The following is a 252-nucleotide window of genomic DNA, read 5'->3' as shown; positions in this document are numbered from 1 at the left end:
TTGGAGGATTACCCAAGTCCGGCTGAAGGGAACGGTCTTGAAAACCGTCAGGCGTGTAAAAGCGTGCGTGGGTTCGAATCCCACATCCTCCTTTATCATTAACGCGGGATGGAGCAGCTCGGTAGCTCGTCGGGCTCATAACCCGAAGGTCGTAGGTTCAAATCCTGCTCCCGCAATAAGGCTCGGTAGCTCAGTTGGTAGAGCAATGGATTGAAGCTCCATGTGTCGGCGGTTCGATTCCGTCTCGCGCCA

3 tRNA genes are annotated in these 252 nt (G+C 54.8%); all 3 read left to right on the top strand.

What is annotated here, in order from left to right:
- Positions 1 to 2 precede the first annotated feature (2 nt).
- Positions 3 to 92, top strand: a tRNA-Ser gene (locus tag SINDD18_RS10185).
- A 10-nt stretch (positions 93 to 102) separates the two neighbouring features.
- Positions 103 to 176, top strand: a tRNA-Met gene (locus tag SINDD18_RS10180).
- Between the two features lie 3 nt (positions 177 to 179).
- Positions 180 to 252: transfer RNA gene (locus SINDD18_RS10175), tRNA-Phe, on the top strand.

Origin of the sequence: Streptococcus infantis (assembly GCF_001579645.1) — a bacterium.
Lineage (GTDB): Bacteria > Bacillota > Bacilli > Lactobacillales > Streptococcaceae > Streptococcus > Streptococcus infantis_E.
The sequence above is the reverse complement of the archived record's forward strand: the minus strand, read 5'-3'. Positions and strand labels throughout refer to the sequence as shown.